The 24,448-nt window shown below is 74.2% G+C and carries 20 protein-coding genes; 6 read left to right on the top strand and 14 right to left on the bottom strand.

Features of this window, described 5'->3' with window-relative positions; all coding sequences use genetic code 11:
* Positions 1-113: 113 nt before the first annotated feature.
* Positions 114-2,861: a DEAD/DEAH box helicase gene (locus ACFWDO_RS08625; protein WP_380324686.1), complete on the top strand. Its 2,748-nt coding sequence runs from the start codon at positions 114-116 to the stop codon at positions 2,859-2,861.
* Between the two features lie 27 nt (positions 2,862-2,888).
* Here the strand turns inward: ACFWDO_RS08625 and ACFWDO_RS08620 are convergent, their stop codons facing one another.
* Positions 2,889-3,644, bottom strand: coding sequence for a sulfite exporter TauE/SafE family protein (locus ACFWDO_RS08620; RefSeq protein ID WP_380324689.1), 756 nt, complete (start codon positions 3,642-3,644; stop codon positions 2,889-2,891).
* A gap of 31 nt (positions 3,645-3,675) precedes the next feature.
* Here ACFWDO_RS08620 and ybaK point away from each other — a divergent pair, with 31 nt between their 5' ends.
* Positions 3,676-4,176, top strand: a complete 501-nt coding sequence (gene ybaK / locus ACFWDO_RS08615) for a Cys-tRNA(Pro) deacylase (protein WP_380324692.1) — start codon at positions 3,676-3,678, stop codon at positions 4,174-4,176.
* 27 nt (positions 4,177-4,203) lie between these two features.
* Here the strand turns inward: ybaK and ACFWDO_RS08610 are convergent, their stop codons facing one another.
* Complete coding sequence (locus ACFWDO_RS08610; protein WP_380324695.1) at positions 4,204-4,602, bottom strand: YccF domain-containing protein; 399 nt, start codon at positions 4,600-4,602, stop codon at positions 4,204-4,206.
* 99 nt (positions 4,603-4,701) lie between these two features.
* Here ACFWDO_RS08610 and ACFWDO_RS08605 point away from each other — a divergent pair, with 99 nt between their 5' ends.
* The gene (locus ACFWDO_RS08605) at positions 4,702-5,466 is read left to right on the top strand and encodes a YggS family pyridoxal phosphate-dependent enzyme (protein ID WP_380324698.1); all 765 of its coding nucleotides are present in this window, start codon (positions 4,702-4,704) and stop codon (positions 5,464-5,466) included.
* 7 nt (positions 5,467-5,473) lie between these two features.
* Here the strand turns inward: ACFWDO_RS08605 and murQ are convergent, their stop codons facing one another.
* The 7 genes from murQ to ACFWDO_RS08570 form a co-directional block, all read right to left on the bottom strand.
* A complete protein-coding gene (murQ, locus tag ACFWDO_RS08600; RefSeq protein WP_380324701.1) occupies positions 5,474-6,457 on the bottom strand; it encodes an N-acetylmuramic acid 6-phosphate etherase in 984 nt (327 codons plus the stop codon).
* Complete coding sequence (locus ACFWDO_RS08595) at positions 6,454-7,731, bottom strand: anhydro-N-acetylmuramic acid kinase (RefSeq protein ID WP_380324704.1); 1,278 nt, start codon at positions 7,729-7,731, stop codon at positions 6,454-6,456. Before ACFWDO_RS08595 ends, murQ begins: the two co-directional genes overlap by 4 nt.
* The gene (locus ACFWDO_RS08590; protein WP_380324707.1) at positions 7,728-9,293 is read right to left on the bottom strand and encodes a glycoside hydrolase family 3 N-terminal domain-containing protein; all 1,566 of its coding nucleotides are present in this window, start codon (positions 9,291-9,293) and stop codon (positions 7,728-7,730) included. Before ACFWDO_RS08590 ends, ACFWDO_RS08595 begins: the two co-directional genes overlap by 4 nt.
* Positions 9,290-10,117 carry a carbohydrate ABC transporter permease gene (locus ACFWDO_RS08585; RefSeq protein ID WP_380324710.1) on the bottom strand — a complete coding sequence of 276 codons (828 nt, stop codon included), beginning with the start codon at positions 10,115-10,117 and terminating at the stop codon, positions 9,290-9,292. Before ACFWDO_RS08585 ends, ACFWDO_RS08590 begins: the two co-directional genes overlap by 4 nt.
* Positions 10,114-11,085 (bottom strand): carbohydrate ABC transporter permease, encoded by a 972-nt coding sequence (locus ACFWDO_RS08580; RefSeq protein ID WP_380346894.1) that lies wholly within the window; start codon positions 11,083-11,085, stop codon positions 10,114-10,116. Before ACFWDO_RS08580 ends, ACFWDO_RS08585 begins: the two co-directional genes overlap by 4 nt.
* A 3-nt stretch (positions 11,086-11,088) precedes the next feature.
* Positions 11,089-12,393, bottom strand: coding sequence for a sugar ABC transporter substrate-binding protein (locus ACFWDO_RS08575; protein WP_380323664.1), 1,305 nt, complete (start codon positions 12,391-12,393; stop codon positions 11,089-11,091).
* Between the two features lie 337 nt (positions 12,394-12,730).
* Positions 12,731-13,807: a lipoate--protein ligase family protein gene (locus ACFWDO_RS08570; protein WP_380323661.1), complete on the bottom strand. Its 1,077-nt coding sequence runs from the start codon at positions 13,805-13,807 to the stop codon at positions 12,731-12,733.
* A gap of 122 nt (positions 13,808-13,929) precedes the next feature.
* Here ACFWDO_RS08570 and ACFWDO_RS08565 point away from each other — a divergent pair, with 122 nt between their 5' ends.
* Together ACFWDO_RS08565 and ACFWDO_RS08560 are read left to right on the top strand one after the other, a co-directional pair.
* On the top strand, positions 13,930-15,021 hold the full coding sequence (locus ACFWDO_RS08565; protein ID WP_380323658.1) for an N-acetylglucosamine kinase: 1,092 nt from the start codon (positions 13,930-13,932) through the stop codon (positions 15,019-15,021).
* Positions 15,018-15,899, top strand: a complete 882-nt coding sequence (locus ACFWDO_RS08560) for a MurR/RpiR family transcriptional regulator (RefSeq protein WP_380323655.1) — start codon at positions 15,018-15,020, stop codon at positions 15,897-15,899. Before ACFWDO_RS08565 ends, ACFWDO_RS08560 begins: the two co-directional genes overlap by 4 nt.
* 6 nt (positions 15,900-15,905) lie before the next feature.
* On the opposite strand, the gene cimA is transcribed toward ACFWDO_RS08560, so the two are convergent.
* The 5 genes from cimA to ACFWDO_RS08535 form a co-directional block, all read right to left on the bottom strand.
* The gene (gene cimA, locus ACFWDO_RS08555) at positions 15,906-17,555 is read right to left on the bottom strand and encodes a citramalate synthase (protein ID WP_380323652.1); all 1,650 of its coding nucleotides are present in this window, start codon (positions 17,553-17,555) and stop codon (positions 15,906-15,908) included.
* Between the two features lie 209 nt (positions 17,556-17,764).
* Positions 17,765-18,913 (bottom strand): winged helix DNA-binding domain-containing protein, encoded by a 1,149-nt coding sequence (locus tag ACFWDO_RS08550; protein WP_380323649.1) that lies wholly within the window; start codon positions 18,911-18,913, stop codon positions 17,765-17,767.
* Positions 18,914-18,952: 39 nt separating this feature from the next.
* Positions 18,953-20,125 carry a branched-chain amino acid aminotransferase gene (locus ACFWDO_RS08545; protein WP_380323646.1) on the bottom strand — a complete coding sequence of 391 codons (1,173 nt, stop codon included), beginning with the start codon at positions 20,123-20,125 and terminating at the stop codon, positions 18,953-18,955.
* A gap of 220 nt (positions 20,126-20,345) precedes the next feature.
* A complete protein-coding gene (locus ACFWDO_RS08540; RefSeq protein WP_380323643.1) occupies positions 20,346-21,389 on the bottom strand; it encodes a 3-isopropylmalate dehydrogenase in 1,044 nt (347 codons plus the stop codon).
* Positions 21,390-21,882: 493 nt separating this feature from the next.
* Entirely contained in the window at positions 21,883-22,383 is a 501-nt protein-coding gene (locus ACFWDO_RS08535; RefSeq protein ID WP_380323640.1) for a GNAT family N-acetyltransferase, read from the bottom strand.
* A gap of 141 nt (positions 22,384-22,524) precedes the next feature.
* Here ACFWDO_RS08535 and ACFWDO_RS08530 point away from each other — a divergent pair, with 141 nt between their 5' ends.
* Positions 22,525-24,411: a DUF222 domain-containing protein gene (locus ACFWDO_RS08530; protein ID WP_380323637.1), complete on the top strand. Its 1,887-nt coding sequence runs from the start codon at positions 22,525-22,527 to the stop codon at positions 24,409-24,411.
* Positions 24,412-24,448: the final 37 nt, after the last annotated feature.

The following is a 24,448-nucleotide window of genomic DNA, read 5'->3' as shown; positions in this document are numbered from 1 at the left end:
CTTGCTCCCCCCCCCCCCTCTTCGTGGGTGTTTACTTTTACAACTGCGGGGGGGTTGGTTTAACTGTACCCCACGCTCGTTGCTCTCGGCGGGGCCTGGAAGAATGGCCGGCGATGACCTCCCCGACCTCGCACGACCCCGCCCCCCGCCCCGCCGGCACGCTGCTGCCCTACCTGCCCGCCCCCACCGGAGGGGCGCCGGACCCCGACGTGCTGTTCGAGGGCTTCGGCGAGTGGGCCGCGGGCACGGGGCGCCCGCTGTACCCGCACCAGGAGGAAGCCCTCCTCGAGCTGATGACGGGCTCGCACGTGGTGCTCGCGACGCCCACCGGGTCGGGCAAGTCCATGGTCGCGATGGGCGCCCAGTTCGCGGCGCTCGCGAACCGCCGCTCGGGCCGCGGCGGCCGCACCTTCTACACCGCGCCGCTCAAGGCGCTGGTGAGCGAGAAGTTCTTCGACCTCGTCGCCGCGTTCGGGTCGCGCAACGTCGGCATGATGACCGGCGACTCCGCCGTCAACGCGGACGCCCCGATCATCTGCTGCACGGCGGAGATCCTCGCCAACCTGGCGCTGCGGCGCGGCGACGACGACGGTCCGGGGGGCGACGGCGCGGACAGCACCGTCGACGAGGACGACGCGATCGCGCAGGTCGTCATGGACGAGTTCCACTTCTACGGCGACCGGCAGCGCGGCTGGGCGTGGCAGGTGCCGCTGCTGGAGCTGCCGCGCACGCAGTTCCTGCTGATGTCGGCCACGCTCGGCGACACCACCCGCCTGCGCGAGGACCTGGAGGAGCGCAGCGGCCGCCCCGTCGCGGAGGTCGCGGGCGCCGAGCGCCCGGTGCCGCTGACGTTCTCCTACGTCGTCGAGCCGCTCACCGACGTCATCACCGAGCTGGTCACCACGCACCGCGCGCCCGTCTACGTCGTGCACTTCACACAGAAGGACGCCGTCGAGCGCGCCCAGGCGCTCCTGTCCACGAACCTGGCGTCCAAGGACGAGAAGGCCGCCATCGCCGCCGAGATCGGCGCGTTCCGGTTCGGCACCGGCTTCGGCAAGACGCTGAGCAAGTTCCTGCGCGCGGGCGTCGGCGTGCACCACGCGGGGATGCTGCCCAAGTACCGGCGGCTCGTGGAGCGGCTCACCCAGCGCGGGCTGCTCAAGGTCGTGTGCGGCACCGACACGCTCGGCGTCGGCATCAACGTGCCCATCCGCACCGTGCTGATGACGTCGCTGGTGAAGTACGACGGCGAGCGCATGCGCCACCTCACCGCGCGCGAGTTCCACCAGATCTCCGGCCGGGCCGGGCGCGCCGGCTTCGACACCGTGGGCGAGGTGCTCGTCATGGCGCCCGAGCACGTCATCGAGAACCGCAAGCTCCTCGCCAAGGCCGGCGACGACCCCAAGAAGCTCAAGAAGGTGGTGCGCAAGAAGGCGCCCACCGGGGCCGTGAACTGGACCGACTCCACGTTCGAGCGGCTGCGGGACGCCGACCCGGAGCCCCTGACCAGCCAGTTCCACGTCAACCACGCCATGGTCCTGAACGTGCTCGCCCGCACCCGCGACGAGCGCGGCGGCGCCGACCCCGTGGAGGCGATGCGGCACCTGCTGACCGCGAACCACGACACCGAGTCGCAGCAGGCCGAGCACGTGCGCCAGACGTTCCGCATCTACCGCTCGCTGCGCGTCGCCGGCGTCGTGGAGAAGGTGCGCGTGCCCGACCCGTCGCGCCCGGCCGGCTACCGCCCCAGCGTGCGGCTCGTCGTGGACCTGCCCCGCGACTTCGCGCTCAACGCGCCGCTGTCGCCGTTCGCGCTCGCCGCGATGGACCTGCTCGACGTGGAGAGCCCGACGCACGTGCTCGACGTCGTCTCCGTCATCGAGGCGACCCTCGACGACCCGCGCCAGATCCTCTACGCCCAGCAGTCCAAGGCGAAGGGCGAGGCCGTCGCGGCGATGAAGGCCGAGGGCATGGAGTACGAGGAGCGCATGGAGGCGCTCGAGGACGTGAGCTGGCCGAAGCCGCTCGCCGACCTGCTCGAGCCCGCCTTCGCCACGTACAAGCGGGCCAACCCGTGGGTCGCGGACGCCGAGCTCGCGCCCAAGTCCGTGGTGCGGGACATGCTCGAGCAGGCGATGACGTTCGCCGAGCTCGTCAGCGTGTACGGCCTGGAGCGCACCGAGGGCGTGGTGCTGCGCTACCTCGCGGACGCCTACCGCGCGCTGCGCCAGGTGGTGCCCGAGGAGCACCGCTCCGAGGAGGTGCACGAGGTCGTCGAATGGCTCGGCGAGCTGGTGCGCGGCGTCGACTCGTCGCTCCTGGACGAGTGGGAGCGCCTGCAGAACCCGGTCGACGACGACGCGGACGCCGTCGTCGAGGGCGAGCTCGCCGAGGCCGGCGCGGAGGCGCCCGCGCGCCCCGTCACCGGCAACCCGCGCGCGTTCCGCCGCCTGGTGCGCAACGCGACGTTCCGCCGCGTCGAGCTCGCGGCCCGCGAGGACTACGACGCGCTCGGGCGGCTCGACGGCGCGCACGGCTGGGACGGGGACGCCTGGGCGTCCGCCCTCGACCCGCTGTTCGAGACGCAGGGCGACGACGCCGTCAGCATCGGCCCCGCCGCCCGGTCCGCCGCCCTGCTCACGGTGCTCGAGCCGGGCGCCGAGCTGCCCGGCGGCGCCACCACGACCACACCGGACGGCGTGGAGGTCGCCGAGGTGCCCGCGGGCACGTGGTGGGTGCGCCAGGTGCTGGACGACGCCGACGGCGACCACGACTGGGCGATCACCGCGCTCGTGGACCTCGCCGCCAGCGACGAGGCGGGGGCGGTCGTGCTCACCGTCGTGGACGTCGGGCGCATCTAGCCCGGCCCGGCGGGCCGACGAGCGACGTCAGGCGAGGTGGGCGAGCCCCTGCGCGAAGGTCGCCGCCCCGCCGACGTACGCCAGCACGATCAGCCCGCGCCGGACGGCCGCCGCGGGCACGCGCGGCGTGAGCCAGTCGCCGACCATCAGGCCGGCCACGATCGCGGCCAGCACGACCACCCACTGCCAGAGGGCGAACGGCGGGAACGACGCGTCGGTGAGCGTCAGCTTGGCGGCGAGCGCGGCGAGCGCGTTGGTGGCGAAGAAGGGCTGCGCCGTCGCGGCGAAGGCGCGCGGCTCCCAGCCGCTGAGCACGGAGTAGATCGCCACCGGCGGGCCGCCGATGCCCGCGGCCACGCTCCCGACGCCGCTCGCGACACCCGTGACGACCAGCGGCGCCCGGGCCCCCGGCCGCACGGGGTGCCGGCCGTCGCGCCGCAGCCGCGTCGTGACGACGGCGAGCGTCATCGCGACCACGACGAGAGCCCCGACGGCGACCTCGAGCGCCGCGCGGCTCGCGTCGCGCAGCAGCAGGGCGGCGGGCACCATCACCAGCACGGACGTGGTGGCGAGCCAGGCGTAGCGCCGCCAGTCCACGTCGCGCACCACGCGGCCCAGGATGAGCGCGGACGCGATCGAGCCCGCCAGGTTGACGAACAGCACGCCCTCGAGCGGGCCCACGAGCAGCACGATGAACGGACCGGCCACCAGGCCGAAGCCCATGCCCGTGACCCTCTGAAGAGCCCCTCCTACCAGGATCGCGAGGACGAGGAGCAGGAGCACCGCACCACCCTACTCAGGCACAATCGACGGCGTGTCCAAGAAGAAGACGCACGCCTCGCACGGCACGCCGGCGCTCGTCGCCCTCGACCGGGCCGGCGTCGCCTACGACCAGCACGCCTACGAGCACGACCCCGCGTCGGAGCTGAGCTACGGGCTGGAGGCGGCCGGGGCGCTCGGCGCGGACCCGGCCCAGGTGTTCAAGACGCTCCTGGCGGACGTCGACGGGCGGCTCGTCGTCGGGATCGTGCCCGTGGACGGCAGCCTCGACCTCAAGGCCCTGGCGCGCGCCGTCGGCGGCAAGCGGGCGGCGATGGCGGACCCGGCCGCCGCGCAGCGCGCCACCGGCTACGTCGTGGGCGGCATCTCGCCGCTCGGGCAGAAGCAGCGGCACGCCACCGTGCTCGACGAGTCCGCGGCCGGCTTCGACGTCGTCTACGTGTCCGGCGGGCGCCGGGGGCTGGACGTGTCCCTCGCCCCCGACGACCTGCTGCGCCTCACGGACGGGACGACGGCGCCGATCGCCCGCGCATAGCGCGGTCGCGCCGTTCGGCAGCGCCGCTCAGTGCTGATAGGTCGGGTACCGGGCGTCGCTGGGCACGATGTCCTTGCCGAGCGGCAGCAGCGAGATCGGGATCATCTTGATGTTGGCGATCGCCAGCGGGATGCCGATGATCGTGATCGCCTGCGCGATCGCCGTCGTGATGTGGCCGATGGTGAGCCAGATGCCGGCGAAGACGATCCAGATGATGTTGCCGAGCACGGACCAGCCGCCCGCGCCGGGCTTGTCGACCACGGTGCGGCCGAACGGCCACAGCGCGTAGCCGGCGATCCGGAACGACGCGATGCCCCACGGGATGGCGACGATCGTGATGCAGCACAGGATCCCGGCGGCGGCGTAGCCGAGCGCCAGCCAGAAGCCGCCGAAGACGAGCCAGATGATGTTGAGCAGGGCCTTCACCCCACCATCCTCGCCCGCCGGCGGCGCGGCGCACCACCCGGGATCCCCCTGACGCGACCCTGGTCCGCCGAGGGCTCGGGCGTTCGTAGACTGGCGTCCATGCCCACCGATCGTCCCGGGATCCCCGCACGCCTGGCCGCCGTCCACGACCGCGCCGCCGCGGCCGCCCGGGCGGCGGGGCGCGACCCGCGCGAGGTCCGCGTGCTGCTGGCCACCAAGACGCAGGACGCCGCGACCGTGCTCGAGGCGGTGCGGGCGGCCGTCGACCTCGCCGCCGCGGCCGGCGACGACCGGCCCGTCCTCGTGGGCGAGAACCGGGTGCAGGAGCTCGTCGCCAAGGCCCCCGCGCTGGCCGACCTGGTCGCGGCCGGGCGGGTCGAGGCGCACCTCATCGGGCACCTGCAGAAGAACAAGGTGAACGCCGTCCTGGGCGCGGCGACCGCCGTCGACTCCGTCGATTCCCTCGCCCTGGCCCAGGCCCTCTCGACGCGCTGCGCCCGCGACGGCCGCACGCTCGACGTCCTCGTGCAGGTCAACGTCTCCGGCGAGGAGAGCAAGTCCGGCGTCACGCCCGAGGACGCCGTCGCGCTCGCCCTCGACGTCGCCGCGCTTCCCGGCCTGCGCCTGTGCGGCCTCATGACGATCGGCGCCCGCTCGGACGACGACGCGCGGGTGCGCGCCGGCTTCGCCCGCCTGCGCGCCGTGCGCGACGAGGTGCTCGCGAGCGGTGCGCCCGGCACCGCCGACGCCCGCGAGCTCTCCATGGGCATGACCGGCGACCTGGAGCTCGCCGTCGCCGAGGGCGCCACCGTCGTCCGCGTCGGCAGCGCGGTCTTCGGCGCGCGCCCCACCCCCGCGCCGTAGAGCGCGGCTACCGCGGCGGGGCGGAGCCCAGGCGCGACAGCGCGCCGCGGACACCGTCGCCGCCGGCGAGGGCGGCGCGGGCGGCCGCGGCGTCGACGCCGGCGAGCAGCATCACGAGCGCCACCTGCACCTCCCCGTCGGCGTCCGCGAGCACGGGCGCGCACACCTCGGGCGTGAGCCCCGTGGCCTGGCTGAGCAGCCGCACGAGGCGGGCGCGGAGCTTGGCGTTGGTGGCGCGCACGTCGACCATGAGGTTCGAGTACGTCTTGCCGAGCCGGATCATGGTGGCCGTCGAGAACGTGTTGAGCACGATCTTCTGCGCGGTGGCGGCCTTCATGCGGGTGGAGCCGGTGACGGCCTCGGGGCCCGTGTCGACGAGGATCGCCACGTCCACGAGGTCCGCGAGCGGGGCGGACGGGTTGGCGCTCACGAGGGCGGTGCGGGCGCCGCGCTCGCGGGCCAGCTCCAGCGCGCCGCCCACGTACGGCGTGCGGCCGGAGGCGGCGAGGCCGACCACGAGGTCGTGCGGGCCCACGTCGTCGAGGTCGCGGCGGCCCGCCTCGGCGTCGTCCTCGGCGCCCTCGACGGCGAGGGTCATCGCGTCGGGGCCGCCCGCGAGGTGCGCGTCGAACCACTCGGTCCCGACCCCGTACGTCGGCGAGAGCTCGACGGCGTCGAGCACGCCGAGGCGCCCGGAGGTGCCCGCGCCGGCGTAGTGCACGCGCCCGCCCGCGCGGATCGCCTCGACGGCGAGCTCGACGGCCTGCGTGACCCGGAACCGCTCGGCCCGCACCACGCTCGCGACCCCGGCGTCCTCGTCGAGGATGAGCCGCACGACGTCGGCCGCGGGGAGCAGGTCGATGTCGGTGGTGCGCGGGTTGCGCTCCTCCGTCGGCGAGACCATCCGCGCGACGGCGAGCAGGTCCTCCGGCGCGTCGGCGGGCGCGCCCGCGGGGGTGCCGGAGGGGTCGGGGGCGTGCTCTCCGCTCATCGGGTGCTTCCTCTCGGGGTCGTCAGGTGACGCGGCCGGGCCAGGTGGTCCGGCGGCGAGGTCGCGAGGACGAGTCGCGTGACGGCGCCCCTGACGGGGGCGACGGGCAGCGGCGTCGGCGGGGTCAGCGACCCGAGCACGACGGGGCGGCGGGCGCCGGTGGCCTGCCGCCGCTGCGGCCCGGCGGCGGTGCCGGGCACACCGTGCACGCCGAGGAAGCCGAGCAGGGCGAAGAGGTACGCCTCCTTGCCGTCCACGGGCATCCCCAGCTCGTCGGACGTGACGAGGGTCGTCGTGGCGGGCAGGTGCGCCCGCAGCCGCTCGACGAGCACGGGGTTGCGCGCACCCCCGCCGGAGATCACCACGCGGCCGACGCCGGCGGCCGGGCCGTGCTCGGCCAGCGACCGCGCCACGGTGACGGCGGTCAGCTCGGTGAGCGTGGCGACGAGGTCGGGGGTGCTCAGCCGGTCCGCGCCCAGCCCGGTGGCGGCGAGCCGCGTCGCGACGTACTCGCCGTCGTAGAGCTCGCGGCCGGTGGAGCGCGGCACGGGCAGGTCGTAGTACGGCTCGCCGAGCAGCGCGTCCAGGGCGTCGCGGTCGACGGCGCCCTGCGCGGCGAGCTCCCCGTCGCGGTCGAACGGCCGGCCGGTCAGACGCTGGACGGCGTGGTCGACGAGGCAGTTGCCGGGCCCGGTGTCCCAGCCGAGGACGGGGGCGCCGTGCGCCCCGACCACGGTGACGTTGGCGATGCCACCCACGTTGAGCGCCGCGGTGTCGCGCGCCCCGTCCTCGCCGTCGTGCCCGAGCCACAGCGCGTCGAGGACGCTGACGAGCGGGGCGCCCTGGCCGCCGGCGGCGACGTCCGCGACGCGGAAGTCGCTGACCACCGGCCGCCGCGAGCGCTCCGCCACCCACGCCGGGTTGCCGAGCTGCAGCGTGCCGCGCGTGCGGCCCGCGACCACCCAGTGGTGCAGCGTCTGGCCGTGCGAGGCGACGAGGTCGGCGTCGCCGCCGGCGAGGTCGTCGACGGCCCGCCGCGCGGCGGCCCCGAGCTCCTGCCCGACGAGCGTGTCGAGCTGGCACACCTCACCCATGTCGACGGGGGCGGGCGGCAGCGCCGCGAGGATGCGGCGGCGCAGGTGGTCGGGCCAGGGATACTCGGCGTGGCCGAGCGGGCGCAGGTGCAGCGTCCCGTCCGCGCGCAGGTCGAGGTCGGCGGCCGCGGCGTCGATCGCGTCGACGCTGGTGCCCGACGAGACACCGATGACGATCATCGCCTCACCTCCGCGCGGGATCCAGCGAGCAGCGCGACCGCCGCCGCGGCGTTGGCCCGGCCGGTGCCGCACGCGAGCACGGTCGCGGGCAGGCCGCCGGGCAGCGCGGCGAGCCAGCGCTCCCCCGCCGCCGGGACGCCGGTGTGCACGACGACGAGGCCGGGCCGCGCCTCCTGCAGCGCGGCCAGCCGGGAGTGCTCGACGCTGCCGGGGACCGGCTCGCGCGTCACGACGACCAGCGGCCGCGCCCCCGCGGGGGCCCGCAGGGCCGCGTCGAGAGTGGCGTCGAGGGCCGCGTGCACGTCGGCGTCGGGCCAGCGCTCCGCGATCGCGCGCTGCACGTGCGTGGCGGTGCGGCCGGCGGCGTGGTCGAGGCGCAGGCGCAGGTCGACGACGTCGGGCGCGCCCGGGAGGACGGGCGACGGCCCGACCCCGCGCACCGCCCGCCGCGCGGCCTCCGCCCCGACGGCGGCGAGCTCCACCAGCGCGCGCCGGGCGTCGGTCGTGCCCGCGCCCACCGCCGCGCGCCGGGCGCGCAACCGCGCCACCAGCGCGTCGGTGCGGCGCCGGGACGCGGCGAGCCGCTCGGGGGTGACGCGCCCCGTGCGGAGCGCCTCGACCAGCGCGTCGACGGCGGAGCGGAACAGCCCCTCGTCCTCGCGGCCCGAGGTGGTGCCGAGGCAGAGCAGGTCCGCGCCGCCCTCGACGGCGCGCACGGCGGCCTCCCCCACGTCCGCGCCGTCGGAGACGGCGCGCATGTCCAGGGCGTCGGTGATGACGGGCCCGGCGTGGCCGAGCTCGCGGGCGAGCGCCGCCACGGCCGGCTCGAGCGACGCCGGGGCCGGGCCGACGGCCGGCACGACGACGTGGGCCGTCATCACCGTGTCGAGGGCGGGCGCGTCGTCAGGGCCGGCGCCGTCGTCCGCGAGCGCCGCGGCGAAGGGCACGAGGTCCCTGCGACGCAGCGTGCCGAGGTCGGCGTCGACGACGGGCAGCTCCAGGTGGGAGTCGACGGTGGTCGACCCGTGCCCCGGAAAGTGCTTGGCGCACGTGCCCGCTCCCCCACGCTGCAGCCCCCGCGCGAAGGCCGTACCGTGCCGCGCGACCACCTCCGGGTCGGTGCCGAACGCGCGCACGCCGATCACGGGGTTGCCCGGCGCGTCGACGTCGAGCACGGGCGCGAGGTCGAGATCGACCCCGGCGGCGGTGAGCAGCCGCCCGAGCGCCTCGCCGGCGGAGCGGGTCAGGGCCTCGTCGCCGGCCACCCCGAGCGCCGCAGCGCCGGGCAGGGACGACCCGGTCGCCGCCTCGAGCCGCGACACGTCGCCGCCCTCCTCGTCGGTCGCGACCAGCAGGTCCGGCGCGACGTCGTGCAGGGCCGCCGTGAGCGCGGCCGTCGTGTCCAGGTCCGGGGTGTTGTGCCCGAAGAGCACGACCCCGGCCAGCCCGGAGCGCGCGGCGTCGGCGAGCCACGGCGGCACGGTGGTGCCCGAGAATCCGGGGAGCAGCACGCCGTGCACGGCGCGCAGGACCACGTCAGCCGTGGCGTCGGGCGCGCTCATCCCTTCACCGCCCCGGACGTCAGGCCGGAGGCGAGCCGCCGCTGGACCAGGATGAAGAAGATCATCACGGGCACGGTGATGATGGTCGAGGCCGCCATGATCGAGCCCCAGTCGTTGGAGTGCTGCCCGAAGAACGACCGCAGCCCGATCGCCACCGTGTAGTTCTGGGTCTCGCCGCCGAGCAGCGTCATGGCGAAGACGAACTCGTTCCACGCCGTGATGAAGCTGAAGATGCTGGTGGCCACCAGCCCCGGCGCGACGAGCGGCAGCAGGATCGAGCGGAACATCCGACCCCAGGTGGCGCCGTCGAGGTAGGCGGCCTCCTCGAGCTCCACCGGCACGGCGGCGACGAAGCCGCGCAGCATCCAGATGCCGAACGGCAGCGCCAGCGCGACGTACACGACGACCAGGCCGGTGAGCGTGCCCAGCAGGTGCAGGTTGCGCACCTGCACGAACAGCGGGATGACGAGCGCCTCGAGCGGCACCATCTGGATCACGAGCACGAGCATGAGCACCTGCGTGCGCAGCCGGAACCGGAACCGCGCGACGGCGACCGACGCCAGCAGGGCGAGCAGCGACGACGCGAGCACCGTCAGGAGCGCGACGAGCAGCGAGTTGCGCAGGAAGACGTCGAAGCCGCCGTCGGTGAGCACGAACTCGAAGTGCTCGAGGGTGGGCTCCGCGGGCACGAACGACGAGCCGCGGCCCGCCTTGCCGTCGAAGGCGCTGACGAGCATCCAGTACGCCGGGAACAGCGTGAAGACGAGCAGCAGCGCGACGGCCACGCCCTTGCCCACCTGCGTGGCGGTCCTCGGCCGGCTCACAGCTCGTCCTCCTTCAGGATGGTGCGCACGTACGCGACGGTGATGCCGAGCAGCAGCAGGGTGAGCAGCACCGCGATCGCGGCGCCGAAGCCGTACCGGTTCTGCCCGAACGACTCGGTGTACGACCAGACGCCGAGATTGAGCACGTCGCGGTTGCTGCCCGCGCCGCCGGGCATGAGGTAGACCTGCGCGAAGACCTTGAAGTCCCAGATGGTCGACAGGATGATCACGACGGCGAAGATCTGCTTGAGCTGCGGCACGATCACCGAGAAGAAGCGGCGCCACGGCCCGGCCCCGTCGATCTGGGCGGCCTCCAGCAGCTCCTTCGGCACGCCGAGCAGGCCGGCGAGCACGGTGATCGCCACGAACGGGAAGCCGTGGTGCACCACGTTCAGCAGCACGATGGCGTAGAACGACCACCGGTCGGTGAACCAGTTCACGGGCGCGTCCTGCAGCCCGAGGCCCTGCAGCACGTGGTTGAACACGCCGCGGTCGGCGTCGAAGATCCAGATCCACACGTACGTGCCGGTGACGGCGGGCATCGCCCACGCCGCCATGATCGCGCTGGAGACGATGGTGCGCCAGACACGTCCCAGCGAGGCGAGCAGCACCGCCACCGCGGTGCCGAAGACCACCGTGCAGGACACCGACAGGACCGCGAACACCACGGTGTTCGGCAGCACCACGGCCCACAGCTGCTCCGAGGTGAAGACCTCGGTGAAGTTGTCGAGGCCGATCCAGTTCGGCTCGCCGGAGACGATCTCCTTGAGCCCGTAGTCCTGCAGGGAGAACAGCACGACGCGCACCAGCGGCCACAGGAGCAGCACGGCGAGCACGAGCAGCGCGGGCGTCAGGAGCATCCACGGCCGGGTGCGCGCCAGGAGCGACCGGCCGGGCGGGCGGCGCCCGCCGGGCCCGGGCTGCTGCCCGGGCCCGGCGGGGACCGCGACGGGAAGAGTGCTCGTCATCCGTCAGCTGCCGCCGTTGAGCAGCGACGTCATCTCCTTGGCCGCCTTCTCGGAGGCGGTCGGGACGTCCTCGCTCCCGGACAGGATCGACTGCATCATCGTGCTGGTCGTGAGCTTGGCCTGCACGGCGCCGAAGTTCGGCGACACCGGCACGGACGCGCCGCCCTCGACGAACTGCTTCGCGAACGGCGCCACCAGCGGGTCGGTGCTCTTCAGCGTCTCGTCGAGCAGCGACTTCTGGCCCGGGAAGTACCCGGCCTGCTCGCCCCACTTCGTGGCGAACTCGCCCGTGGTCATCATCTTGATGAACGCGAACGCGAGGTCCTGGTCGTCGGCCGTGGAGAACATGCTCAGGTGCGAGCCGCCGAGCACCGACGGCGACATGCCGCCGTCCTTGCCCGGGATCGGCACGGCGGCGAACTTGCCGTCCATGTCCTTGTTCGCCTCGACGATGGCGCCCGGGGTCCAGGAGCCCATGATCGCCATGCCGACGTCGCCCTGGGCGAACGCGTCGAGCACGTCGGTCTCGCGCCAGGTCGTGGCGCCCGCCGACGAGTAGCCGTCCTTGGCCAGGCCGGTCCAGAAGCTCAGGCCCTCCTGCGCCTCGGGGCTGTCGAGGCCCGAGGTCCAGGTGTCGCCGTCGAGCGTCGCGACCTCGCCGCCCGCGCCCCAGACCCACGGGTACACCGTGAACTCGGCGTCGCCGGGCACCGCGACCGCGGTCTTGTCCGGGAACTTCGCCTTGATCGCCTTCGCGGCCGACTCGATCTCCGCCCAGGTGGTGGGCGGCTCCACGCCGGCCTGCTCGAGGATGTCCTTGTTGTAGACGAGGGAGCGGACGCCGGCGTACCAGGGCATCCCGTACAGCTTCCCGTCGTACGTCCCGGCCTCGACGAGGCCGTCCACCAGGTCGTCGCCCAGCCCGGCGTCCGCGATGTAGTCGTCGAGCGGCGCGAGCGCCCCCGCGTCCGCGAACTCCGGCGTCCACGTGGTGCCCGTCTCCGCGACGTCCGGCGTCGTGCCGCCCGCGATCGCGGTGACGAACCGGTCGTGCGCGTCCGCCCACTCGACGAACTCGACGTTCAGCGTGGCCCCACCGGTCTCCTCGGTGAAGGCCTTGCCGACCTCGTCGAAGAACGCGTCGGCGCTGGGGTTGGTGCCCTGCATGATCCACACGTCGAGGGTCTTGCCCTCGCCGTCGACGGTGCCGTCCCCGTCGCCCGAGCCGCCGCCGCTGCTGCAGGCGCTGACACCGAGCGCCACGAGCGCCGCGGTCGCCACGGCCCCCAGCCTCGTGCGGGTCCACATGTCTCGACGCATCCCTGTTCCTCCCCTGGCGGCCCCGACGGGCCGTCTCCGTGGTGGGCAGCGCCGCCGTCCTCACGGTCGCGCGCCGCCCTCGCGGTCATGTCCTGCCGACGTCGTCGTCGTGCTGCGTGACGTCGTCGTCTCGCTCTCGTGCCGATCGCCGTGCTGATCGCAGTCGCGCGCGGCAGCACCCGGCCCCTGAAAGGAAGTTCCGAGGTGCTGCTCGTGAAGGAAGATTACTGACCGTTCGGGGATATGGAAAGCCACCGCACCAACCCGTGTCGCGTCGGTGGTCCCGACGGCGCGTCGCGGGTGGGTGCGGTGGCTCCCGGCGAGGTCAGGGGACCCGGTTGATCCAGGTCGGGTTGCCGAACTTGGTGCGCACCAGGTCCTGCGCGCGGGCGAGCTCGTCCGCGCGCAGCTCGGAGTCGACGGTGCGGTAGCGCGCCTTGAAGTGCGCCTCGAAGGCGTCGACGATCTCGTCGCGGGCCATGCCGGTCTGCGAGCGCAGCGGGTCCACCCGCTTGTTGGCGCTGGTCGTGCCCTTGTCGGAGAGCTTCTCGCGGCCGATGCGCAGCACCTCGAGCATCTTCGCGTTGTCGATGTCGTACGCCATCGTCATGTGGTGCAGCACGGCCCCGCCCGCGAGGCGCTTCTGTGCCGACCCCGCGAGCTTCCCGGCCGGCGACGAGACGTCGTTCATGCCGGAGAAGTAGGCCTCGACCCCGACGTCCTCCAGGGCGCCGAGCACCCAGGAGTCGAGGAAGGCGTACGACTGCTCGAAGGACATGCCGTCCACGAGCGAGGCGGGGACGACGAGGGAGAACGTCACGCAGTTGCCGGCCTCCATGAACATGGCGCCGCCGCCGGAGATGCGCCGCACCACGGTGACGTCGTGCTTGCGCACGCCCTCGGGGTCCACCTCGTTGCGCAGCGACTGGAACGACCCGATGAACACCGCGCGCTCGGTCCAGTCCCAGAACCGCAGCGTGGGCCCGCGCCGTCCCTCCGCCAGCTCCTCGGTGAGCACCTGGTCCAGCGCCGCGAGGGTGGCCGGCGCCAGCGGGCCCGGGCGCAGCACCTCGAAGGTGTGGTCGTCCCAGGTGGTGGCCAGCCCCAGCGCGCGGCGCACCGCGACGGCGACCGACCAGGCGTCGAAGCCGACCATCGTCACCTCACCCGCCACGCGGCCGTCCTGCTCGGCGCGCCGCAGCCCGTCGTCGACGGCGCGGGCCAGCTCGCTCGTGGACGCCTCGCGCGGCTGCCCCGTGAGGGCGGCGTCGATCGCCTCGAGCGCCTCGTCGGGCTCGAGGAAGAAGTCGCCGCTGAGCCTGACGTCGGCGAGCAGCCCGTCACGCACGTCGAGGTCGACCGTCACGAGCTTGCCACCGGGAACCTTGTACTCACCATGCACGTCACCACGGTAGCCGCGTGGCGCCCGGAAGGGGCGCGGCGTCGGTCACACCCCGCCCCGTGCCGGCGAGATTCGTTTCGTTAGCCGCCCTTCGCGAGAAAATGACTGCCACACTGTTCCCCGTGACCGGCACGGACGCCCCGCCCCCCACCCTCGAGCGCGTCGTCGCCGTCGACGTCGGCGGCAGCGGCGCGCGCCTGGTCGCCGTGCCGCCGTTCCTGGCGCCCGGCGCCTCGGGCGGCGCCGACGCCGGACCCATCACCCTCGCCGGGCGGCCCGTGCGCATCACGCCCGCCGGGAGCGACGCGGCCGACGTCGTCGCCGAGCTCGTCGCCGCCCTGCAGCGCCGCCTCCCCGGTGTGCGCATCGCCGCCGCCGCGGCGTCGGTGACCGGCCTGCCGTCCCTCGTGCCCGACCCGGGCGCCCTGCACGACGTGCTGCACGCGGCCGGCGCCCCCGCCACGGCGGTCGCCGCCGACGCGCTCGCCGCCCACCTCGGGGCCCTCGGCGGACGGCCGGGCGCCGTGGCCGCCGTCGGCACGGGAGCGATCGTGCTGGCCACCGACCTGCGCCACCGCTGGCACCGCGCGGACGGCTGGGGCCACCTGCTCGGCGACCTCGGCTCCGGGTCGTGGATCGGCGCGCACGGCCTGCGCGCCGCGGTCGCCACGCACGACGGCCGCCCCGGCCCGGCCTCCCCCACCCTGCTCGCGGCGGCGACCGAGCGCTTCGGCCCCGTCGAGGGCTGGCCGGCCGCGCTCTACGGCCGCGACGACCGCGCCCACCTGCTCGCGTCCTTCACGCCCGCGGTCGCCGACGCCGCCCGGGCCGGCGACCAGGTGGCCCAGCGCATCCTGCACGACGCCGGCACCCACCTCGCGGAGACGCTCGCCGCCGCGCTGCGGCCGGGCATCCCGCCCCTGGCCGCCGTGACCGGCGGCGTCCTGCAGGTCGGGGACGCCGTGACCACGCCGCTGCGGGCGCGCCTGTCCGCCCTGCGCCCCGACGTCCGGCTCGTCCCTGCGGACGGCAGCCCGCTCGACGGCGCGCTGCGCCTCGCCCGCTCCCTCGCCGACGACCGCGACGGCTCGCTCGTCGAGCCCACCGACCCCTGGCTCACCGTGCGCCGCACTCCGCGGGGCGCCGTGTCGCCCGCACCACCCCACCACCCGTCCGACGCCGGCTCCCGCCGGGAAGGAGAACCCCGCGCATGAACGGTGACGTCCTCGTCCGGCTCCGCCAGACGCTGCCCACGCTGCGCCCCGCCGAGGCGCGGATCGCGTCGGTCGTGCTCGACGACCCGCCCGGCGTCGTCGGCGCCACCATCACCGAGCTCGCTGCGCGCGCCGGCACGTCCCAGGCGACCGTCGTGCGGTTCTGCCGCGCCGTGGGGTACGCCGGCTACCCGGAGTTCCGGATCGACCTCGCGCAGGCCACGAGCCGCCGCGCCGTGGAGCTCGAGCGCTCCGGCATCGCGGAGGGCGAGATCAACCGGACCGACACCGCCACCGACGTCGTGTCCAAGATCGCGTTCCACGAGGCCCGGACCATCGAGGAGACGGCGCGGATGCTCGACCTGGACGCGCTCGAGCGCGCGGTCGACGCCGTGGCTGCCGCCCCCCGCGTCGACGTCTACGGGTCCGGCTCCAGCGGCCTCACCGGGCAGGACCTGTCGCAGAAGCTCTCGCGCATCGGCATCGTGTGCTTCGCGCCCGTGGACCTGCACGGCCAGCTCCAGTCCGCCGCCCTGCTCGGCGCAGGCTGCGTCGCCGTCGCCGTCTCGCACACGGGGACCACCGTGGAGACGATCCAGGCACTCACGCTCGCCCGGGAGGCCGGCGCCACGACCGTCGCCGTCACCAACTTCCCGTCGTCCCCGTTGGCCGAGCTCGCCGACGTCGTGCTCTCCACGACCGCCCGCGAGACGCAGTTCCGCTCCGGGGCGATGTCGAGCCGGATCGCGCAGCTCGCCATCGTGGACTTCCTGTTCGTGCGCGTCGCCCAGCGCCGCTACGACCAGACCACCGCCGCGCTCAAGGCCACCTACGAGGCCGTCCAGCCCCACCGCCTGCACGCCCGCTCGCAGAAGTAGCGCGGACTACCTCGGCTCGACGCCGGCGTGCAGCAGCCCGTAGACGTACGCGTCGATGAGCGACTCCCACGCCGCCTCGATGACGTTCGGCCCCACACCCACGGTGGACCACGAGTGCTGCCCATCCGTGGTCTCGACCAGCACACGCGTGGTGGCGTCGGTGCCCTGCTGGGCGTCGAGGATGCGCACCTTGAAGTCGATGAGCTCGAACTTCGCGATCTGCGGGTAGACGCGCGTGAGCGCGCTGCGCAGCGCCTGGTCGAGGGCGTTCACGGGGCCGTTGCCCTCACCGGTCGCGACGACGCGCTCGCCGCCGGCGTGCAGCTTCACGGTCGCCTCGGCGACGGCGTCCGCGTCCCGGCTCGCGGCGTCGTGCCCCGCCCCGCCCACGACGGTCTCGACGATCGTGCGCCAGCTCTCCACGCGGAAGTACGACTGCCGGGTGCCGGTGAGCTCCTCGCGCAGCAGCAGCTCGAACGACGCGTCGGCGGCGTCGAACGTGTATCCCTGCGCCTCGGTGTCCTTGACCCGGGTCGTGACGCGGGTGAGCAGCTCCCCCTGGCCGCTGAGGTCGTAGCCCAGCTCGCGCCCCTTGAGCTCGATCGACGCGCGCCCCGCCATGTCGGACACGAGCATGCGCATGTCGTTGCCGACGGCGGTGGGGTCGATGTGCTGGTAGAGGTCCGGGTCCACCTTGATGGCGCTGGCGTGCAAGCCGGCCTTGTGGGCGAACGCGCTGGCGCCCACGTACGGCTGGCGCGCGTACGGGGAGATGTTGGTGATCTCGGCGACGGCATGGGCGATGCGGGTCGACTCCTCCAGCCCGCCGCCGACGAGCGTGCGCAGGCCGTGCTTGAGCTCGAGGTTCGCGACGACGGTCACGAGGTCCACGTTGCCCGTGCGCTCGCCGTACCCGTTGACCGTGCCCTGCACGTGCCAGGCGCCCGCGGCGACCGCGGCCAGCGTGTTCGCGACGGCGCAGCCGGAGTCGTTGTGCGCGTGCATCCCCAGCACCGGGTCGCCCGCCGTGGCGTCGCGGCCGTGCGGCACGCCGAGCGACTCCCGCACCTCGGTCACGACGTCCGTCACCCAGTGGGGCAGCATGCCGCCGTTGGTGTCGCAGAGCGTGACGACCTCCGCGCCCGCGGCGAACGCCGCCTCGGCCGCGGCCTTCGCGTACGCGGCGTCGAAGCGGTAGCCGTCGAAGAAGTGCTCGGCGTCGACCACAACGCGGCGGCCCTCGCCGACGAGGAACGCCACCGTGTCGGTGATCATCGCCAGGCCCTCGTCCGGCGTGGTGCGCAGCGCGCGCTCCACGTGCCGCACGTCGAACTTGGACACGAGGGTGACCACGGGGGCGTCGGAGTCGAGCAGCGCGCGCACCTGGGGGTCGTCCCAGGCGCGGGTGCCCGCCTTGCGGGTGGAGCCGAACGCGGCGAGCACGGCGTTCTCCAGGCGCAGCTCCTTCGCTGCGCGGCGGAAGAACTCGGTGTCCTTGGGGATCGCCCCGGGCCAGCCGCCCTCGATGAATCCGACGCCCAGCTCGTCCAGCAGCGGCGCGATGGCCAGCTTGTCCGCCACGGAGAGGTTCATGCCCTCCTGCTGCGCGCCGTCGCGCAGGGTGGTGTCGTACACGTGGAACGGGGTGGCGGTCATGCGGGACTCCCCAACGTCGTGGAGCTCTGGGCGATCAGGTCAACAAAAAAGACCCTCCGGGGTACGGAAGGTCTGCGCGTCCGGCGGGTGTGCCGGACGCGCTACCGAATGATGAGGGAGCGACGCTGGTGCGCGAGGCGTGTCATGGGCCACATGGTGCCATACCCACACGCCGCCCCGACAGGGCGTCCACGCCCCGGGCGACCGGCTCAGGCGGGCAGCGACCACGCGACGGACCTCTCGGCGGCGTCGGGCTCGAGGTAGGCGAGGAGCGCCGCCGCCTCCGCCTCGGCCTCCTCCCGCACCGCGGGCGCGACCTGCTCCAGCTCGACGACGCGCAGCGTGGCCCGCTCGCCGTCGCGCTCGGTGGACCACGTGCCGGCCACCCGCCCGTCGACGAGCAGCGTCGGCAGCACGTCCGCGTTGCGGCGGTACACCTGCGGGGCCACCGCCGGCGGGACGAGGCGGTCGCGCACGTCGTGCGCCACGAGCAGCTGGTCCCACCGGGCCAGGAACCGCGGCGGGGCGGCGGCGTCCTCCGGGGCGAGGTCCGCCCCCGCGAGGTCGAGCAGCTCCCGCCCGTCCGGCGCCTCGTAGGCGCGCAGCTCCAGCAGCGCGAGCGCCCGCTTCAGCGCCCCGATCCCCCGGATCCCCACGCCGCGCGCGACGTCTCGGGCCGACGCCGGCCCGAAGGCGGCCAGGTAGCGCCCGACGACGCGGGCCCGGGCCTCGTCCGGCGCGACCTCCGGCAGCGGGTGCGGCAGCCGGTCGGCCAGCCAGCGGGCGCCGTCCTGGTAGCGCACCGCCACGTGGGACGCCCACAGCCCGCTCGGGGGCACGTGCACGAGGCCGCCGCCCGCGCTCGCGAGGCGCCACCACGCCCGGCTGACGCCGCCGGGGATCGCCGCGACGGCGTCCACCCCGGGGTACTGCTCGGCGGCGAACGCCTCCACCTCGTCGAGGGTGCGCGGCTCGGCGCAGTACGCCCGCACGGCCGCGTTGAGGCCGAGCAGGTCGACGCCCGCCCGCCGCGCGCTCGCGCGCCAGGCGGCGAGCCGCTGCTCCGCCGAGACGGCGTCGAGCAGGGGCCACTCGCCGGCGGGCACCAGGTGCAGGGTGGACCGCATGACGGTCGCCTTGACCACGGCGGCGTCGGTCAGGGCCTCCTCGAGCGCCCCGACCGTCTGCCCAGCACGCCGCGACCAGAGCGCCACGTACGGCATGTCAGCGTGCTGCGCCTGCAGGCCGCCCACCCGCCCGACGACGGCGGGGACGTCGTCGTCGGAGCGGGTGAGCAGCTGCTGGCGCGCGAGGGTGGTGCGGCTCAGCGCGCCCGCCGTGATCGGGGTGGTGGGCATCGCGCGGCGGACCTCCCGTGCTGGGTCAGGCGGGTCTGGTCAGGCGAGCCGGCGCATCCAGCCGTGCCGGTCCGCGGCCCGACCGTACTGGATGTCGGTGAGCTCCCCGCGGATCGCCATGGTGAGCTCGCCGGGTTCGCCGCCCGAGACCACCTCGTCGAACGAGTCGCCGGCCAGACGCCCGACCGGCGTGATGACGGCGGCCGTGCCGCACGCGAACACCTCGCGCACGGTGCCGTCGCGCAGCCCGGCGACGACCTCGGCGAGCGGGATGCGCCGCTCCACGGCCTCGTGCCCGCGGTCCGCCGCGAGCCGCAGGATGGACGAGCGCGTGACGCCCTCGAGGAAGGAGCCCGTGAGCTCGGGCGTGTGCACCGACCCGTCCGCCATGACGACGAAGACGTTCATCCCGCCGAGCTCCTCGAGGAAGGAGTTCGTGGGCGCGTCCAGGTAGCAGGCCTGGTCGAAGCCCTTCTCCGCCGCGAGCCGCTGCGGCAGCAGGCTGGCCGCGTAGTTGCCGCCGTACTTCGCGTCGCCGGTCCCGCCGGGGCCGGAGCGGTGATAGTGCTCCTCGATCCAGATCGAGACCGGCTTCACGCCGCCCGCGAAGTACGGGCCGACGGGCGAGGCGATGACGAGGTACTCCGCCTCGGCGGTGGGGCGCACGCCCAGGAACGCCTCGGACGCGAACATGAACGGGCGCAGGTAGAGGCTGAAGTCCTCTCCCGTCGGCACCCAGTCGATGTCGGTGCGCACCAGGGCGGCGATGGAGCCGAGGAAGTCGTCCACGCTCAGCGCGGGGAGCGCCAGCCGGTGCGCCGACCGCGCGAACCGGGCCGCGTTCGCGTCCGGCCGGAACGTCCAGACCGAGCCGTCGTCGTGACGGTAGGCCTTCATGCCCTCGAAGATCTCCTGCGCGTAGTGCAGGACGGCGGTCGCCGGGTCGAGCTGCAGCGGGCCGTACTTCTCGATGCGGCGGTCGAGCCAGCCGTCGCCCTCGCGCCAGCTGATGCGCGCCATGTGGTCGGAGAAGACGGTCCCGAACTTGGGCGCCTCGAGCGCGGCCTTGCGCTCGGCGTCGGGCGTCGGGCTGTCCGTCTCGCGCACGTCGAAGAGGGCGACGAGGTCCTCGAGCTCGGCCGGGAGGATGCCCGGCGCGCTGCTGCTCGAGGTGGTGCTGGCGGCGGACGGGGTGGTGCTGGATGTGGTCATGATCGGGGGCCCTTTCACCGGGTGACCCCTGTAGTTTTCCACGACCACGCACCCTGCGGGCACCCGCGTCGCTCCGACCACAGCGGCCACCCGGGCACGGAGGAGATGTCGGGTGATCGACAGGGGGATGACGGCCGGGGCGGGCGGTGGCTCGGACGACTCGTCCGACGGCGCGGCGCGGGTGGCGCCGCGCCGTCCGGTGACGACGGTGAGGCTGTCGTCAGCCGTTGACGCGAGCGGCGAGGTCGCGCCCGACCTCGGCCGTCGTGCGTACTCGGTCGCCGCGCTCCGCGAGGTCGGCGGCGACAGCCGCCTCCACGCGGGCGGCCTCCTCGGTGAGGCCGAGGTGGTCGAGCAGGAGCGACACGGACAGCACGGTGGCGGTCGGGTCGGCCTTGCCCTGCCCGGCGATGTCCGGGGCGGAGCCGTGCACCGGCTCGAACATCGAGGGCGCGGTGCGGTCCGGGTTGATGTTCGCCGACGCGGCGAGGCCGATGCCGCCGGTGATCGCGGCGGCCTGGTCCGTGAGGATGTCGCCGAACAGGTTGTCGGTGACGATCACGTCGAACCGCGACGGGTTGGTCGTGAGGAAGATCGTGGCGGCGTCGACGTGCAGGTAGTCCGTCGTGACGTCGGGGAACTCCGCGTTGACGGCCTCGACCGTGCGGCGCCACAGGTGCCCGGCGTGCACGAGCACGTTGTGCTTGTGCACCAGCGTCAGGTGCTTGCGGGGGCGGGCCTGGGCGCGGGCGAAGGCGTCGCGCACGACGCGCTCGACGCCGAACGCGGTGTTCACGGACACCTCGGTCGCGATCTCGTGCGGGGTGCCGACGCGCAGCGCGCCGCCGTTGCCCACGTAGGGGCCCTCGGTGCCCTCGCGCACGACGACGAAGTCCACCTCGCCGGGGTTCGCCAGCGGGCTGGTCACCCCCGGGTACAGCTTGCCGGGGCGCAGGTTCACGTAGTGGTCCAGCGAGAAGCGGAGCTTGAGCAGCAGACCGCGCTCGAGGACGCCCGACGGCACGCTCGGGTCGCCGATGGCGCCCAGCAGGATCGCGTCGTGGCCCTTGATGGCCTCGAGATCGGCGTCCGTCAGGGTCTCGCCGGTCGCGTGCCACCGGCGCGCGCCCAGGTCGAACTCAGTAGTGGAGACCTTGACGTCGGCCCCGGAGACCGCCGCCTCGAGGACCGCGAGGCCCTGCTCCACGACTTCGGTCCCGATGCCGTCGCCGGCCACCACTGCCAGGTCGATGCTCCGCGTCATGGGGCCGAGCCTAAGCCCGCCGAATCATGATGCGGACAGAAATCTCACTCCTCGGACGGTCGAGGTCGTGACCTCGCAGGTCACGAACGGCGGTCGACAAATCTCTTGGCCCGCACGCCCGAGCCGCCCACGATCGCCGCATGACCTCGGACGACGACCTCCGGCCGTACTTCGACGCGGCTGCCGCGAACGTGACGCGGGCGACCTCGACCGCGCGGGGGACCTTCGCCGACCTGCCGGGCCTGGCTGGGCTGGCGCGCGCCGCCACCGACGCCGGGTTCCGGGTGCTGCACGCCGCCACGTCCACCGTCGCGGAGTGGGCGACTTCGAGTCCGACTGGCGCGCCGGCATCGAACGCCTCCGCACGCCCGGCTCCCGCGCCTTCGCCGCCCCGCGGCGCGAGGAGCACCTGGGCGGCTACCGCGGCGTGGTCGGCTTCGCCTGGCTGATCCTCACCCCGGCGTCACCGTCCTCGCTCCCACGTGTGCGCCGGTCAGCGGACGTGCCGGACCTCGGCGAGACCCAGCCGCTCGTCGACGAACCGCGCGCCGTCGGGCACGAACCCGTTGCGTTCGTAGAACCGCCGCGCCCGCGGGTTCTGCTCCGCGACCCAGAGCTGCGCGGGCACCCCGGGCGGCACGACGGCGTCCAGCAGCGCCTGGCCGGCGCCCGTCCCGTGATGCTCGCCGAGGACGTAGAGCGACCACAGCTCGCGACCCCGGACGGGCTGGTGGGTTCCCACCTCTCTCGCGGCGCCCGCGATGGCGAACCCCACGACGCGCCCACCGGACTCCGCCACGGTCACGGGCATCTCGCCGATCCGTCGCGGCCAGGACGCCATCCGCCGTTCCAAGGTGTCGGCTTCCCAGTGCTCCGCCGGGAGCAGGCCGCTGTACGTCTCCACCCATGACGCGTGATGGACGAACGCGCACCCTGACGCGTCGCCGGGGGTGGCCTGGCGGAGGACGACGGGCGTCGGCGATGCGGCGGGCATCGCCCCATCCTGCCCCCTGGGCGGGCACCATTCTGCCGACCTGCCAGCACCAACCCGCTCGCGTCGTGTCGGCGGCCTCGGTTGTCCACAGATTGCAGGGAAGGTCTAGAACAGGTGTTCGAACGTCGCTAGGCTGAGGGCATGACGACGACGCTCCCCGACTCCGCGACCGGCACCTCCGCCGGCACGCCTGCGGGTCGTGCGAGCGAGCCGGTGGACCTGAACGCGGCGGCGGAGCGGCTCGCCGCGATGCCACGGTCGTGGACCCCGTCGATCAGCGAGCTACTCGAGGAAGAAGCACCACCCCAGCAAGCAACAGCGCCGTCGCACCACCCGACCCTGGCGGACCTGGACCGGGTGCTCGACCAGCTCGCCGAGAACGACGCCGAGATCGCGACCCTGCACGCCGAGCGCGCAGTCCTGCTCGCACAAGCCATGAGCCTGGCCGAGGCCCTGGAGTCCGACCTTCTGGACCCCGCCGACCCCACCGCCCGCCGGGCCCCCTCCGCCCGGCGGCTCGAGCTCGCCAGACGCGCCGTCACCACCGAGATCGCCACCACCCTGCACCAGGGAGAACACGCCACCGGCACGCTGGTCGACCACGCCGTGACCTTGACCGTCAAGGCCCCCGCGACCCTGACCGCCCTGCACCAGGGCCGCCTGTCCTGGGCGCACGCCACCGCCATCACCAAGCACGTCGCCGACCTCGATCCCAGTGCCGCCGCACACGTCGAGCACGCCGTCCTGACAGCCGTGATCAAGCCCGACGACGCCCCCGGCACCACCACGGGCACGGTCACCTGCACGCCCACCCAGGTCGCCCGCCGCGCCCGCCGAGCCCGCGAGACCGCCCACCCCACCCCGCTCGACGTCCGCCACCACGAGGCCGCCCAACACCGCACCGTCTTCCTCGACGACGACCACGACGGCATGTCCTGGCTCGTCGCCCACCTCCCCGCACCCCTCGCGCACGCCGCCTACGACCGCCTCACCCGCACCGCCCGCCACCTCATCACCAACAACGCCACCAGCAGCGACGCCGGCCGAGCCGGTGGCACAAGCGGCGCAGGCAGCACGGGCAGCGCACGCGGCATGGGCAGTGGCCGCACCCTCGCCCAAGCCCGCGCCGACACCCTCACCGCCCTCCTGCTGGACGACGGCACCCTCGAGACAAGCACCGTCAAGACCAGCACCTCCGCGACGTGCACCCCTGACACGCGCACCCCTGAGACGGGCAGCGCCGAGACGGGCACCGACGACGACCCGGACTCACAGGTCGCGCACGAGCACGAGCACGAGCGGGCCACGCTGGCGGCCCTGGCCCGCTCCATCCGCCCCCAGGTCACGGTCACCGTCCCGGTCCTGACGCTGCTCGGCATCACGGATGTTCCGGCCACGATGAACGGGCACATCCCCATCGACCCCGACACCGCCCAACACCTCACCGCCCTCGCCCCCACCCTGCGGCGGATCCTGACCCACCCCGAGACCGGCACCGTCCTGTCCGTCGGCCGCACCACCTACACCACCCCCGCCGACCTCAAGAACCTCGTCCGCCACCGCGACACCACCTGCCGCTTCCCCGGCTGCACCCACCCCGCCACCCAGTCCGACCTCGACCACACCACCCCCTGGGCCACCGGCGGCACCACCAACGCCACCAACCTCGCCGCACTCTGCCGCCGACACCACGTCCTGAAACATCAAACGACATGGCAGGTCAGACAGACCGATCCGGCCAAGCCCGTCGACGAAAGAACACGCCCAGAACCCACCGACTGGGGCGGCACCCTCGAATGGACCTCCCCCACCGGACGCCGCCACACCACCGCGCCCGAGCCCATCGACACCACACGACACCGGCGTACGCCCACGGGCCCGGTGATCCCCTGCCCGGAGATTCCCGGCCATGAGATTCCAGGCCATGAAGTTCCAGGCCACGGTGCACCGGCCAGCAAGGCACCGCGCAGGGACGGTCCCGGACACGAGACGCTCGACGACCCACCGAGGGGTGACCCGCCGTTCTGATGCCACGACCTGATGCCACGACGCGCCACCACCTCGC

It is taken from the genome of Isoptericola sp. NPDC060185, assembly GCF_042728595.1.
Lineage (GTDB): Bacteria > Actinomycetota > Actinomycetes > Actinomycetales > Cellulomonadaceae > Isoptericola.
Note: the sequence above shows the minus strand (reverse complement) of the source record. Positions and strands in the feature narration are given on the sequence as shown.